This is a genomic window from Saccharicrinis sp. 156 (genome assembly GCF_050589685.1).
Lineage (GTDB): Bacteria > Bacteroidota > Bacteroidia > Bacteroidales > Marinilabiliaceae > Saccharicrinis.
On record NZ_JBNGOS010000001.1, the window covers coordinates 205,593 to 221,472 of the forward strand.

General features: G+C 37.3%; 9 protein-coding genes. All 9 read right to left on the reverse strand.

What is annotated here, in order from left to right; all coding sequences use genetic code 11:
* Positions 1–20: 20 nt before the first annotated feature.
* Entirely contained in the window at positions 21–263 is a 243-nt protein-coding gene (locus tag ACRD64_RS00640; RefSeq protein WP_430931211.1) for a hypothetical protein, read from the reverse strand.
* Positions 264–312: 49 nt separating this feature from the next.
* Positions 313–1,791: an arylsulfatase gene (locus ACRD64_RS00645; protein ID WP_430931212.1), complete on the reverse strand. Its 1,479-nt coding sequence runs from the start codon at positions 1,789–1,791 to the stop codon at positions 313–315.
* Between the two features lie 152 nt (positions 1,792–1,943).
* On the reverse strand, positions 1,944–3,572 hold the full coding sequence (locus ACRD64_RS00650; RefSeq protein WP_430931213.1) for a family 43 glycosylhydrolase: 1,629 nt from the start codon (positions 3,570–3,572) through the stop codon (positions 1,944–1,946).
* A gap of 39 nt (positions 3,573–3,611) precedes the next feature.
* Positions 3,612–4,046 carry a ribose 5-phosphate isomerase B gene (gene rpiB, locus ACRD64_RS00655; RefSeq protein ID WP_430931214.1) on the reverse strand — a complete coding sequence of 145 codons (435 nt, stop codon included), beginning with the start codon at positions 4,044–4,046 and terminating at the stop codon, positions 3,612–3,614.
* A 35-nt stretch (positions 4,047–4,081) separates the two neighbouring features.
* A complete protein-coding gene (locus ACRD64_RS00660) occupies positions 4,082–6,331 on the reverse strand; it encodes a right-handed parallel beta-helix repeat-containing protein (protein ID WP_430931215.1) in 2,250 nt (749 codons plus the stop codon).
* 362 nt (positions 6,332–6,693) lie between these two features.
* Positions 6,694–8,526, reverse strand: coding sequence for an alpha-L-fucosidase (locus ACRD64_RS00665; protein WP_430931216.1), 1,833 nt, complete (start codon positions 8,524–8,526; stop codon positions 6,694–6,696).
* Between the two features lie 13 nt (positions 8,527–8,539).
* Positions 8,540–10,324: an arylsulfatase gene (locus ACRD64_RS00670; RefSeq protein ID WP_430931217.1), complete on the reverse strand. Its 1,785-nt coding sequence runs from the start codon at positions 10,322–10,324 to the stop codon at positions 8,540–8,542.
* 49 nt (positions 10,325–10,373) lie between these two features.
* Complete coding sequence (locus ACRD64_RS00675) at positions 10,374–12,521, reverse strand: right-handed parallel beta-helix repeat-containing protein (protein ID WP_430931218.1); 2,148 nt, start codon at positions 12,519–12,521, stop codon at positions 10,374–10,376.
* Positions 12,522–12,759: 238 nt separating this feature from the next.
* Complete coding sequence (locus ACRD64_RS00680) at positions 12,760–15,819, reverse strand: Ig-like domain-containing protein (protein WP_430931219.1); 3,060 nt, start codon at positions 15,817–15,819, stop codon at positions 12,760–12,762.
* Positions 15,820–15,880 lie beyond the last annotated feature (61 nt).

Sequence of the window (15,880 nt, forward strand, 5' to 3'; positions counted from 1 at the left end):
ATTTCTGCTTTTATAAAAAACTAATTGATAATATCTCCAATTTGTATCCAACTGTCCATTCCTTCATTTGCCTGTTTTTTTCCAGCAGTGCTTCGTCCATCTAAAATGATTTTCTTTAAGGCTTGCTTTAATTGAACTGCTTTTTCAGGATAATCACCAATAATATTTTTGGTTTCACCGATATCGTCTTTTAAAGTGAACTTCCTTGGAGAATTGAACCCTTGTTTAATTATAATATATTGATTAACCTGAATTGATATCAAATTTTGAATTCAGGATGTTAACGATGTGGCTGCCATTTTACATCACAAACTATTCAATACTAGATGGAGCCCATTCTGGAATTCCATACTCTTTCATTTGTTTATTGTAACGCTTTGCGAATGGTTGATCTTCGGGTTTAACAAGTGGTAAACCCTCATTAACCATTAGTGGAACTGCACTTTCCCACCATGGATTATAAACCGCCTGTAGCTCTTTTAATACATCAGGATTACTGTCTGCCACATTATACTTTTGTCCCGGATCATTTGAGATATTATATAACTCTTTGTTGTTAATCAAGCGCCATTCTTGACTTCTAACAGCACATTTTACATACTTGGCTTTTTCTACTTCTCCTGTCTTCCATCTACCACAATGAATAAACAGGTTTCTATCTGGCCAATCTGCATTAGGATTGTCTAACAATGACACTAAAGATTTCCCTGATACGATTTGATGGTCTGTAGGAATTTTAGCACCTGTAAGCTCACAAAACGTTTTGTATAAATCGATATGAGCAGTTAATGCATCAATATCAACACCTTTTTTTATTTTTCCTTTCCAATACCAAAATGCAGGCACATGTGTTCCTCCTTCGTGAGGAGAATTTTTAGCGCCCTTCATATTGTAATTAAAGTGCGTTACATTTTCTCCGTTAAGCGTTCCTTTTAAGTGAGTAGCTCCATTATCTGTCATAAAAATAACCAAGGTATTATCTAATGCATTCCAGTCTTCTAGTTTTTGCATCATCATACCAAAATTATCGTCAATGTTTTCAATCATACCATATCTACCCGCAGTTGTTTTATCATAACCCATATCTAAAAAACGTTTTTTATATTTATCGGGAGCAATAAAAGGACCATGAGGCGCATTTAGTGAAACGTAGGCAAAGTATGGATTTTGGGCTTCATGTTGACCTTTGATCCAAGCCAATGCCGAATTAAAAAACACATCGGTACAGAATCCTTTGGTTTGAACTATAGTATCATTATGAAGCAGTACATTATCGAAATAGGGATTGATTTCGTTGGCCGGAAAATCGCCATATTTAGTCTGTCCAATACCTCCTGCTCCATGCATTAATACTTCGTTGAATCCCCTATTTGTAGGCAGGTATTCTTCTTCATCACCTAAGTGCCATTTACCAAATAAACCTGTTTTGTATCCTGCTGTCTGCAAGGCTTGTGGTAATGTAAAAACATCTGGTGCCATTCGTTCTCTTTGAAATATGGTATGCGTTACACCATTTTTGAACGGAACTCTTCCACTCATAAGAGCCGATCGTGTAGGTGCACAGGTTGGACTGACTTGAAAATCAGTAAACCGAGTTGAATTTTTGTAAAAGTTGTCGATAAAAGGCGTTTTTAGCACCTGGTTTCCCATACAGCTTAAATCGCCCATTCCCTGATCATCGGTAATTACAAAAATTATATTAGGACGAGTTCCTTTTAAAGATTGTGCATCTGTTTTTACAAAAATTGCTACCAATAATAGAGCAATAAAATAGATTTTTAGTTTTTTCATCTCTATAGATTTAGATCTAATATTTTAAAATAATAACTAAGGGTAAATTTTTCTTTTGATTATAATAGAAAAAGAACATTAAAGTGCGTTCTGGAATTCATTGGCAATTATACCGTAGGATCAAATATTGTAGCTGTATTCAAGATATTTTTTTATAGCTTTATAAGAGATACATTATCCCAATAGCAATGCCCGTCAAAATCAGATGATGTTGTACATCTTAACTTTATAACATTTGCTTCACCACTGTTAAATGTACCTTCAAACTCAAGCCATTCGTTAGCTTTTACATTTGCATCCATTTCAAACTTACAGCTTTCGTCAAAGGCTCCGCTGGCATCAAATATTACCTTACCTTTTGTATCTGCTTTAACTTTAAGCATAACGCTACATTTATAGTCGGTATTGGGCATAATATTTACCTGTTGAACTATTTCTCTTGGGCTTCCTTTACCTTTGTATTGAAGAGAATAATATCCTTTGGCTGTATTATCTAATTGACTAATGCACTGCACACTTTTACTTCTCCAATACTTAACCAGCTTTTGCGTTGTTAGCTCAAATGATGGGTTTTTTACCAAGTTATCCGCTTTAACCTTCGAAATTTTTATTGATGAAATCTTATCACTACAAGCCATTTCATTCAAATCGATTCTATCTTCCTTAAAAATCCAGCTTTTACCCTTGAATTTATCCTTTTCGAAGCATTCAACAACATAGCCCTCGGGAATTTGAATGGAAGATATGGCATTTAATTGAATACCATGCTTGTTCAAATCCGAGGTAGTATATTCACCCGTATCTATGGATCCGAACATTTCATTGAAATTAATTTCCGCATGAAAAGTAGGCAACTCTACTCCAAGGGTTTGTTCAACCATTTTAATGGTTCCATCTTCGTTAAAATAGATAGGATCGAAACACATAGATCGATTTGTAGGAATTCCACCGGAAAGATTTCCGTTGTGATAAAACACATACCATTGATCCTTATATTCAACCACAGAACCATGCATTGTTATTACATCGGTGCTACCCACAAATACTTCGTTGTTTTTAAAAGGCCCCAAAGGGTTATCACTCATGGCATATCGCATTTTATTTCGTTTAGGAAAATCATCAGGATAAATGATGTAGTAAATTCCCTTTCGCTTAAACATCCACAAACCTTCTCTAAAGCCATCTAAACCTTCAATGGAATGAGCTTCACCATCAATTTCCATCATATTTTCCTTTAACTTATATCCTGTGGGATCTCCTTCGCCACCCTGAAATAAGTATGCCTGACCATCATCATCAATATAAACACAGGGATCTATTAAAGGCTTTATTCCTTTTATATAACCCTGAACCTCAAAACCAGAAGTTGGACTTGTACTTGTAGCCACTCCTATTTTCCATGTTTCTCTTCCGTTACCCGTGCGGTGCGGAAAATAAAAATAGTAGGTACCATCTTTATATGCGCAATCGGGTGCCCACATAAATCCCCCTTCTTTCCGTCCCCATTCAACTTGGCTTGAATGAAGAATTTGACCGTGGTCTGTCCATGTAATCATATCATCGGTAGAAAATACATGATAGCCATCCATTGTTTTATATCCTTTAGAAGGAGCAACATCTGTTGAAGGATAAATATACAAACGTCCATCTTCCCATACATGTGCTGAGGGATCGGCTGTAAACATATGGCTTACAATGGGGTTTGACCTCCGCTGTTGCGCACACATTTGTGATACTGACGTTATAAATAGTATAAGAGAAAGTATTATTATATTTTTCATTGTTATTGTTTTTCAATGCTGTATAAAGATCTCGAAAACTTAAATAATTGAAATTTTATCAACTCTTTTCTGATGCCTTCCTCCTTCAAATTCTGTGGCTAAAAATGCCTGCGTAATTTCATAGGCCTCATTTTCTTCTAAAAATCGAGCAGGTAAACAGAGCACATTGGCATTATTGTGTTGTCTGGCAAGCGATGCTATTTCTTTTTTCCAGCAAACAGCAGCTCTTATGTTTGCATGTTTATTAGCTGTTATAGCAACCCCTTGTGCACTGCCACAAATGAGCACACCAAACTCCGCCTTTTTGCTTTCAACAAACCCTGCTAAAGGATGTACATAAGTAGGATAATCTACCGAATCCATTGTGTCAGTCCCCAAATTAATTACCTCGAAACCTTTATTTTGTAAGAAACTAATGAGTTTAAATTTTAATTCTGTTCCGGCATGGTCGTTTGCTATTACTATTTTTTTCATTTTCGATAGATTTAATAAATTGTTCTGATTAATTGCTATTTCTTCAATCCCATTTTTGAAATATCTAAAGGTTCAATCCCTAATTTTAAAGCCGGACTACCCTCTTTAAAACTAAAGTCTCCATTATTGATATCCGTAAACATAGGATCGGCAAAAATACTTGCTTGTTCATTACCTGATTTGCTCATTTCAGTCAAATGTTTATTCATCCAATTATTATTTGTGGGATTATAATATAGGTTTGAGTCCATTTCTATTTCAGCCAATAATGGTAGTCCATCATATGGTTTCTGGTTCATTCTTGGTCTTTCTCCATGAGCATTTCCTCCCTCAGGATGACTAACAATTATATTATTATAAACTTTAGAACCTTTTACACTCACCCATTCGTAACTCACATAACCATAACGAGGAGCAACTAATGGATTCACAATAAAATTATTGATAACATGGTTAACACCCTTTGAAACAATACAAGCTGCAAAACCATAATTATTGGCTAACACGTTTCCGTATATAGTCGTTTCATGCTGGTCGTCATCGCATCGGATAGCAGATGGCATAGAATGTTCTTCGTTGTTATGGATATAATTGTAACAAATCATATTACCTGTTCCTGCTCCTGAAATATAAATACCATTTCCATCAGAAAGTAATTGCACCGAATGAGATATTTCGTTGTATTCAACTACATTATGACGAGAATGATTGTACTTTTCACGAATCTTCCAGTTTTCATAAGTTTCTTTTGTATTATGGATAATATCCTTTGGAATTTCATGATGTCTTACAGTTCTTCCTCCTTCTCCATTTACTTTTCTGTCGGGCTCTACTCTATTGGTCAGCATAATAGCCGCATAACCGCTATGATGAATATAATTGTGTGCTATATGGTTGTAACCGCTCTGCCAAGCCCATATTCCCGGAGAGTGCCAAGTTATTTCACTAAAGTGATGTATGTGGTTGTTTATAATAGAATTATGATGATTTACATCTTTAGTTCCTGGTCCATAACCAGCCAACAAAATACCAGCTTCGCCTAAATGAGCGAACTCGCAATCCTCTACCTTATTTTGTTGCGCATGCAAATCGAAACGTACACCAGAACCGCCAGAGTTTACAAATTTACAATTGATAACCTGGCAATGCTCAGCACCTCTAAAACGTAGTGCTGCAGTTGGCCTATCAAACATATCCCAATCGTGCTGCATTCCCCACCCTAGTTGGTCTTCATCATCAAGCCATGCACGACGATCGGCGTGAGAAAAAGTAATTCCTGAAAAAACAATTCCAACCACTGGTTTATCTCTTTTTCCTGAGTAATCAACTTCTCCTTCAACACGAATAAGTTCAGTTACTGAAGGTGCTAAAATCCCCTTTGGAGCGCCATCCTCTGAAGGATTGGATGGCCACAAATAAACTTTACGAGTTTCAGAGTTAATCACCCACTCCCCAGGTTCGTCCATGGCTTCCAAGGTATTTTCAATCCAAGCAGAACAACCATCCTTGGTATGCACCCAAGCGGATAAAGGAGACATTTCGTAGGTTGCCGTAACCTTAGTTTTTGCCATCCCTTTTTCTTCATCAACCATACCTATGGGAAGCATATTTATTGCCCAAGCTCGTCGCGGCCTAATATTTAATTCTACATCTTTCAGGTTATCCCATTTTTTGATTTTTCCTTTAGGAAAATAGATGGTTCTTTTATCTCCATCCTTGGTAGGCACAAACCCCTCAGCTCTTGCACGATTTAATCTTCCTTTCTCATCATATAAGGTGTAAAACCTATATATACCTTTAGGAAGGTCAGCAACCCAAACTTTACCTTTAGCAAGATGTGGTAATTCGGAATGATCAGTTTCCAACCTTTTCCATCCGGTAATAGGAATTCCTGAACTAACTACTGGTTCCTCACCCGGATAGGCAGCAAATTTCAAATAAGGTTGTACCAATTGACTAGCTCCTGGCTTTTCCGAAATAGCCTTTTCTGCTACCGAGCTTAATCCATCTTCGAGCCCAAGCACCAAGGTTTGAGTTAGTTGATGTTTACCCTCACGAAGATAAATAGTGGCAGGATAGTGATTCCCTTTTGCTCGTAAGGCACGAACAGCCTCAACCGCTTTAGGAATGCTTGCAAAAGGATTGGTGATAGCGCCTGTTGCATGATCGTTTCCTTCAATAGAAACATATAATTCTATTGGCTTATTGTTATCACATCCTGATAGAGCCAAAAATAATAGTAAGCCAATAGTTATTACTTGTATGCTTCTGATGTTTAATCTCATATTAGTAACTTATATATTATGGAAAAATCAACTTAATAACCTTTTAAAGAGCAAACTCTTTAAGCCCATCTATCACAGTCTAGTTTTATCACAAATGTCAGTTCCAGAAATTGTAGGGATGCGCATGATGATAAAGTATGAGCATCAGTTAAAACCATACCTTGAGAACCAAATTCATCGAGATGCGGAGTATGTATTTGACTATTTTGTTGTAAATACTTAAATCACCAATACCCAAATCATCTGCCAAAATGTAAATAATATTAGGTTTTGTTTGTGCCTTAGTACCTATGGTACATACAAATAGAGAAAGAAGAACAAAAGTAATATGACGTGACATAATAGATAGCATATAATAATGATTACTTGGTGAGAATTAACTCCAAACCTTTGAATTGATAATTGTGTTTGGTTGCTTTTGATGTAGGTACTTTAGGATATACTTTGATTTGATGCATTCCTTTGTCCAAAAACAATCTTCCTTCCTGTTCCTTCTTGGTTAATTTTCCGATGTGCCCCTTTGCATTTAACTCCAGGATGTCTTTTCCTGAAATCAAGTTGTACACAAAACCTTCGTCTCCTGAATCTTCACTTATCACTTTAAAAGAACCTGGTTGTTTTACATTCACCGTCCAAATTAAACCTTGTTTAATATTCTCCCCCCACCTATGTGTTACCAGCTTTTCGTAGTCGTAGCTGATACGTCGAATGGCAAACTCACATTTTGAAACTGGCATTTTTATAGAACCATCTTCTTCTTGTTGGAGCGTTTCGTCTATTACCTTTGCCACTTCATCTTCAATTTCCAACACAACTACGGTTACTTTAGGCTGATGAAGTTCCTCGGGGACAGAAATATTCAAAATATCTTTTTCCTGTTTGAATCGTAAACTTTGTTGTGATTTATCAGCTAAACAATATGCCTTCTGCACTTTTGACAAAATGCCATTAAGCTCAATCTGTGTTTGCACCAAATCTTGCAGATGTAAATATATATTTCCGGGTTTACTGGTAATGGCATAAGGAGGGAACTTTAACGGGCTTGGGTCGGCACCGTAAATGGCCTCTCCATTTACTTCGAGCCACTCACCTATCGCACGTAAACTATTGGCCTGCGACTGCGGAATGGTTCCATCAGGACGAGGTGCTACATTTAATAAATACACACCTCCGTTACCAACAATGCGGCAAAAACTATAAATAAAATCGGAGTAACTGGCCGAACGATCGATATCGCCACCAAATTTTGTATAACCCCAACCACCTACAGTAACCGATTCGTGTGTTTGCCATGGCACTTTTAAATCTGGCAACCACGTTGCTGTGCTCACACTTGGAGTTTTGCCATTATCAATAGAAACATCAAAATGACCAAATCCGTTACCCAAACGAGAGTTTACCAGAGCTCCCGGTTGATTCTCTTTTACAATATCCATCAACAACTGGCACTTGTCGTCGTCCATTTGAATAGGAGTATCGAACCAAACCATAAAAATATCGCCATAATTTTTAGAAAGCTCTTCTACTTGCATAGCTACTTTATGGGTAAAATAATCATCGAAATCTTCTTGTGGTTTTAAAACACCATCAAAATCCCAATCGTTACCTACTCCGCCTTTCTCATGCCAATCCTGACTTTGAGAATAATAAAAGCCCAGATTCATGTCTCTTTTGGCACATGCAGCAGATAATTCTTTAAAGATATCCCTTCCAAAACCTGCAAAATCCACCAAATTATATGAATGTGCAGATTTATACATGGCAAATCCATCGTGGTGTTTGGCTGTCAGCACAATGAATTTCATACCCGCATTCTCTGCGATGTCAATCCAATCGTTGGCATTAAATTTTTCCGGTTTAAATTTACCTGCTGCTTCTCTTTCGTAATCTTGTATAGATATTGGACCTCTTTTCATGATCCATTCAGCACTTACTTTTTCACCCTTCCACATACCTTCCAGCTGGGCATAAGGTCCCCAATGAACAAACATGCCGAACTTATCTTCGTACAGTTTTTTCATGTTTTCTCTTATTTCTGGTGTATAAGCCGAAACATCAGTTTTTCCAAAATCTACTTTCCCTGAAGTTTCAGTGATGAAATCGACAAACTTAATATCCTTATTTTGGCTATGGCAACTTAATTGAAACAGGAAAAGAACCGTCATCAACAGAATCACTTTTTTATTTAGTAACATATCTTGGCGTTTTCTAAAGTTTTTCGATATATAAATAATAAGCAGGGTGCACTTTACCGTCTTTGTCAATTAGCTGGGCTTCCATGTCGTATTTTCCGGCAGGTATATTTCCATTGAAAGTGACTTCCTCTTGCCCGGGTTGAATGGGAATGTTTTTATTGAGGTTGGCAACATACAAAAACGCCTTTTCAAAATCTGTTTTCACACTGGCTGGCATAGGTCTTTCCTTTTCAACAACATCTTCAACAGCTGCAAATGTCTCATTTATTGCCAAGCCACTTTCTCTTGGAAACCTACGAAGGGAAATTGCATACTCTCCATCCTCTACGAACTCAATTTTCCATCTTCCAGTAGCCTGAACCGCTTTTGCAGCACCATGTTGATGCCATGAACCTGCATGCTTACCGGTAAACATATCATGCGCTGATATTCTGCTAGGATTCTCTTTGGGTGATCCTACTTTTATGTAAGCATATCTTTCGTTAGGATCTTCTGACATTATTGATTGCCACCATGTTTCATATCCAACAGCTAGCCTAGCAGCTACTTCAGGATACAGGTTAATTACATTTTCTGTTTGGCTTCTATCAGAATTCATATTGTGTAATTCTTTACCATCCACCAAACGCCAATTATCATCCATTACAACGTAGGATTTATACTTTATAAGATTTTGCATCCGCTGTGTATCCATGTACAAAATCCTATTTGTCCAATTAGGTTTAGCATCGTAAAGTAGTGGTTGTAAACTCTTTCCATCGAGTGGTTTTACCGGTGTAAAATCCAGACCAAGTAAATCTACAAAAGTTGGCAGCAAATCATAATGAGCCACCAGGTTGTCAATATCTTTGCCGCCTGTGAGATTACCGTTTGGCCAGCGAATAAACAAAGGAACACGATGACCACCTTCGGTAACTTGTCCTTTACTTCCTTTCAGTCCTGCATCGAATACTTTGTTCCCACCAGCTGTTCCATTATCGGTGGTAAAAATGAGAATTGTGTTATCTGCTATGCCTAAGGCATCCAATTTATTTTCTAATATTTTAAAATTATCATCAATATTGGTGATCATCCCATAGAATCGTTTAATCCGCTCAGGAATATCATCTATATTCTTATATTGATTGTAATATTCTTCAGGAAGATTTAGTGGAGCATGAGGCGCATTTGTTGATATATAGCAAAAGAAAGGATTGTTTTTGTTGGTTTCAATAAATTTAAGTGCCTCATAAAAAAACACATCTGTGCAATATCCTTTGTATTGTTCAAGTTCACCATTATGCCAAAAGGTATCATCAAAATAATCATTTCCCCAGTAATCAGGCCCTTGAGCAATACCTCCGCCACCATGGCGCACAACTTCATGAAAACCTCTATCTTCAGGACGATATGGATAATTATCTCCCAAATGCCATTTACCAAACATACCGTTAGTATATCCGTTTTGGGCAAAAACCTGAGGAAGAACCACTTCATCTTCAAAAAGTAGTGACCGCCCAGTAATTGTATGAAAAACATTTACACGATTGGTGTGCCTCCCCGTCATTAATGACCCACGCGTGGGTGCACAGGTTGTTGACACATGGTAATTGGTAAAACGAACGGCTTCTTTATAAAATTCATCAATGTTAGGTGTTTTAACATAAGGATTTCCCATACATGAAAGATCTCCCATTCCCTGATCATCGGTAATTACAATTATTACATTGGGTTTTTCCTGTGCTAATACAATAAATGGATTTATGATTATGAACAGCAATAACCCCACCCAGAGATTTCGAAGAAAATGATTATTCATAGTAGCAGTATTTAAATATTAATGAATTAGATGTTTCATTTAAGTTTTTCTATTGTAAACCAACTTTTGTAATATCGAATTGAACAAAGCCCATTTTTAAGGCGGGAGACTCTGGCTTTAACCTGAAATCGCCATTTTCGGGATCTACGAACAGAGGATCTGTGGCTAAACTATTGAGATCAGAATTGTAGTCTTTTTGAAGACTTGATAATGTTTGTTCTGCAAGGTTATTGTTTTCTTTACAATAAAAGATGTTGAAATCGGAATCTACATCTTTAATCGTAGCTGTCACTCGCCCTCTACTATCCTCGCCAACCAAGCCTTTTCCTTTACCTGGTTGCGAAATAAAAGTACAACCATCATTAACAGCATAAAATATATTGCGCTTATTACTAGCTCCTGTCATAGGTCCCTCTACCAGTTTTAAATAAACCAAACGTGGCTCTGTAACATCTGCAATGATATTATTCTCGAAACGATTGTTGAGTTTCAAAGTCATTCCTTGCGAGGTACATTTATAGATCAAATTTTCACTTATAAGAACATCCATTTGTCCTCCGTCTGTTCTTATTCCGCTCTGTTTTCCTGTTTCTGCAACCAAATGATGCACATAATTACGACGTATAATGTTTCCCGGACCAGCCGCCCGAATGTAAATTCCATTGCCATCACCTAGTTTTTTCATGACGTGATGAATTTCATTGTACTCAATAATGTTATTTCGGCTGTGCCAGTATGCTCGTACATCGTCTGGCGTTAATTCTTTTGGCAACTCGCCAATCTCGTGCCAGCGAATAGCCCTGCATTGTTCGCGTTTATTAGAATGGGTAAAAAACCTAATTACACAGCCTGAAACTATTAGCCCGCAATAATTACCATCATAAATTAAATTGTTATACACATGATTTTCGCCACTATTCCAAAGAAAAATACCTGGTGAGTGCCAATAAATTATGCCAATATCGTGTACATGATTATTATAGACTGTATTCTTTTTATTGACATCTTTTGTACCAGGACCATACCCACACAATAGAATACCTCCGCCTCCCATTTGCTCAATATGGTTATTTGAGATGTTATTATTTTGTCCGTACAGATCAACACGGATGGCTCCACTACCACTATGTAGAAAGTGACATTTTTCGATTGCGCAATTCTCAGCACCTCGGAAACGGACAAGGGCATTATCCTTATCCAACATGTCCCAATCATGTTGCAAACCGGCATCATCCTCATCTAAAGTATATCGATCTCCGTGTTTAAACGTCAATCCACTAAAGCGTATGTTACGCGCAGGAATATCCTTAGGCTCATCTTCAGCTATTTTACCTTTCACTAAAAAATATTCGATCAATTGAGGTGCTACCACTTTGCTATTATTTCGTGGCCATAGGTACAATTTACCTTCTTTTGAATTGAGTACCCATTCGCCTGGCTCATCCAACTCCTCCAACACATTTTCTACCCAGCACCCTTTTTTATTCATTCCGTAAGTTGCCTCTATGGCAGTATGAGCAATGCCTGCATCAGCATCAATTGATGAGAGAGGTAATATGTTCATCATCCAATCTCGTGTGGGACGTACTAATATTTCTACATCTTCAACATTATCCCAGTCCTTCATTTTACCTTTCGGAAATAAAAGTTTAGTATTAGAGCTGCCCTTTAAAGGAACAAAGCGCTTAGATTGAGCCCTTGGCAACATACCCGTTTCATCATAAAGAGTTTTAAACTTATGCGACACTTCTGCTACTAAAATTTTTCCTTTAGCTTCGGCAGGTAAACCAGGAAGGTCTTCCGTAACTTTTTTCCAATCTGCTATTTCAAGTCCTGAACTGAAAATAGGATTTTCTCCAGAGTAAGCAGCGTATGTAATTGTTGATTCTCCTTCTCCTGAATCTTCCAAGCCAAACACAATTGTTTCTTTTACCTGATAGTTTCCTTCACGAATATGGACAAGAATGTCCTTTGTTTTATGCTGTTTAAGTTCTCGCACTGCCTCTCTAGCACGATCCAATGTGGCAAAAGGACCATCTGTTCCTTCTGAATTAGGTTCGGCCAATGTGCCGGACCAATTATCGGAACCATTGGGAGACACATAAAAGTCGGCTTGGACCGTATTTTTTGCACAGCTGCAAAAACTTATTGCTATCAATGCTACTATTATTATCGATTTTAATTTAACATTTTTCATGCGTTAAAACAATTAGTGTCAAGAATTAAGACTGATGGACACGAAGTTACGAAGCCTTCTGATCATTACCCTGTGCCCAACGGCAGCCAGGTGTTTAATAATTAATCATGGTACGTTTCATTCGATTTTTTTTGTTGTACCAAAGGTGTATTGACCTTGGTGCATAAAATTGTCACCATTTAATCTGGTTACCAAGTAAATTAAATGGTGACATTAAATTTTTGAACTAAAATACCAATTAATTCAAAGTAATCTTCTTGGTATTCACCGCTTTATCAGATTCGATTTTAATGAGGTAAATTCCTTCGCTAAACATACTCATGTCCAACTCTAATGATCCATAGGCAGTTCCTTGAAGTAGTTTTTCTCCACTTAAAGAATAAACTTCATAAATGGTATGTTGTTCTTCTTCCAAAGTCACAAAAACAGTACCTTTAGATGGATTCGGATAAATATTAAATGCTAAAGGATTTAAGGTTTTGTTGTCGCTATCAATACTGGTAGAACCTCCTACTGAATACTTTACAGTCACACTAGCCACACTCCATTTGTTTTTTGTTTGATCAGCACTAGTTCCAACTCCAATAGAAAATTCGTAAGCATCTTGTAAATCGAGTACAAAAGGATTTGATGCTAAATTACCAAGATCTGTTGGAGTATTATTTATTGTATAAGCCACAGCATCCTTTCCTGCTGACTGTCCGTTAATTAATGTAATAGAACCAAAAACGATATCTCCAAAATCTTCAAAAATCATGTCGCCACCATTGGCTTCAAAGTTTACTATTTGAATATTATTAACCTCTACTACATCTCCCAATTCACCATAAAAAATATCTACCTTAGTATCATCTCTATCATCTCCTCCAAGTCCCCAAGCATTTTTTTCAGCTATCCCACCAGAAGCTCCAGTATTAATACCTTTTCCTGTTTCAGGTGTAACATCAATCGACATCTGAAAAGTTGCTATACCATCTGGGGCTATTACGGTTTCTGAGGTCATAACTGCAACGGTACTTACCCCATAATCTGTATTATTAGTTGCAAAAATCTCAACAGGAACAAAATCTCCAACCTCATAATCAATAACAACAGTTATTTCACATGTAGCTGTAAATTGTCCATCTTCTGATTCTGCAGTAATAATTGCAGTCCCTTCACTCAATGAAGATACTACGCCATAGATATCTACTGTAGCTACATCAGGGGCGTCACTGCTCCAAGTAAAATTTTGATTGGTTGCATCAACTGGTAATACGTTAGCTGTTAGCGTTAATGTTTTACCTGGCCAGTCAAAAGATTCACTAGTAGAAGAAATCTCCATACCAGTAACATCAATTCTTTCTGTTATAGAAATTACACATTCGCCTACAAATCCTCCATCATTTGTAGTTGCTGAGATGGTAACAGTACCTTCAGCTACTGCAGTAACCAAACCATCCGTTACCGTTGCAATTGATTCATCACTTGTTGCCCATACATAGTCTTTATCACTTGCATCACTCGGATAAATGATTACAAAAAGTTGCTTGGTATCACCTAAATATAACGAAGCACTATTTGGAGAAAGCAGTATTTCAGTAACAGCAATATTTCCAGCATCAATAATGCTTAAATCTACTACTCTATCTGAAGCACCTTGTGCATCCTCTACCTGTAAAGTAAATTCATATTCAGTATTTTCAGTCTCAGTTGGGCTACCACTTAAAGTCCAGGTTCCTGTTTCTGATGTTGATTTACCGACAGATAACCATGATGGTGCATTTCCATCATTCACAATTGTTACATTCAATATCTCGTCACCTTCAGAGTCCCAAAAATCAACGCCATCAACTAAATCTCTAGAAAAATCCTCCCCAATATTTACTACAGGTAAATAAGTTTCTGCTCTAGACCAGTTTGGTGCCCCTGGAGATTCGAGCTCTTTCAAATGAGCGTCCATTTGATTTAATTGAGCCAAAGCCACATCATTAGCCACTAATTTATCACTAATGCCTGAACTTTTACCTACCAAAGGCAAGCCCCAAGAGATAGCTCCATTATTTTGCATAGCCTGCAAGTTCCACAGATTAAATTCATCATCAGTGAATGCCATTGTATATCCTCCATTCCACGAAGTAGTACTCATTGGTGGATCGTAATGAGCAATCACATTGTCGTCCCAAGTCCACTCATGTGCATCACTGCCTCGATGCGCATATCCGTCCGTTTCAATCATCTTTTCGATATGAGCGTAATTTCTGTCGTAATTGGACGGATCACCCTCATGGCTCCCTCCATTTTTACCACCATTATATGGATGGCCGAACATATAATCATCCGCATGCGTGGCTTCAGAAAAAGGATTCAACTCCTCCGTAACTCTATTTGGACTATTTTGGAATGAACACGCAGCATCGGGGTTTCCTGCACGCACAGCCTCTGCAAATGCAAGATATATCATTTGATCTTCATAAACGCCATTGGTTGCATTGTCACCACTCAACACCATGTAACTTCCTGAATCGAAACACCAAGCATCAATCAACTTTCCATAGCGCATTGCATATACTTTAAGTACAAATTCAGCATAACAAAACATGTATTTACGATTAGGATAGGTATCAGAAGCATCCACATACGTTTCTGTATCCGCATCCCACACACCAGTATGGTAGGATTGACTCGCTATAAAAGCCTGAGCTTCAGGATCAGTATCACACCAAGCTTTCCAACGCTCCGTTATATTAGGAATAGATTCTGGATTAACATCCCCATCACGATTAAGCATATTTGAACTATTCACATAAACCATCACCTTCATCCCATTTTGATGCACTGCCTGAATAATCTCAAGGAAAGGATCTTCGCCATATGATGCACGTGGAACCACTAGATTAATTATCTCACCACTTATATCAGTATCTCCTTGCCAGAAACTCTCTAGCAAAGGGTGAGGACCAAAATGTACAGGAGACTTAATAGATGACTCTCCAAGGTGTACTTGAATATAGTCAATCGAATTTATATGACTTATCTGATCTAGAAAAGGCTGAATTGATATACCTTCATGCACGCCATTCTGTAAATCAACAGGTTTCCAGTTAAGCCCCCAAGTTCCTCTAAGCCAATTAGCACGTAAACCTAAATCAGGATCCAGATCTTGTGCATCTAGCTTAATTGCAGAGAATAAGCAAATGGAAATAATAAATACTCTTGTTATTACATTTGTTTTTGCCCTTGATATTGAGGCAAATAAAGATGATAAAAACAACAATTTTAACAATTCGCTTTTACCTAATAAAGATTTTGTTTTCATGTAGATTTTGTTTTGTAGATTTTAAGGAATATTACATACCCAAAATAAATTTTCTATAAAC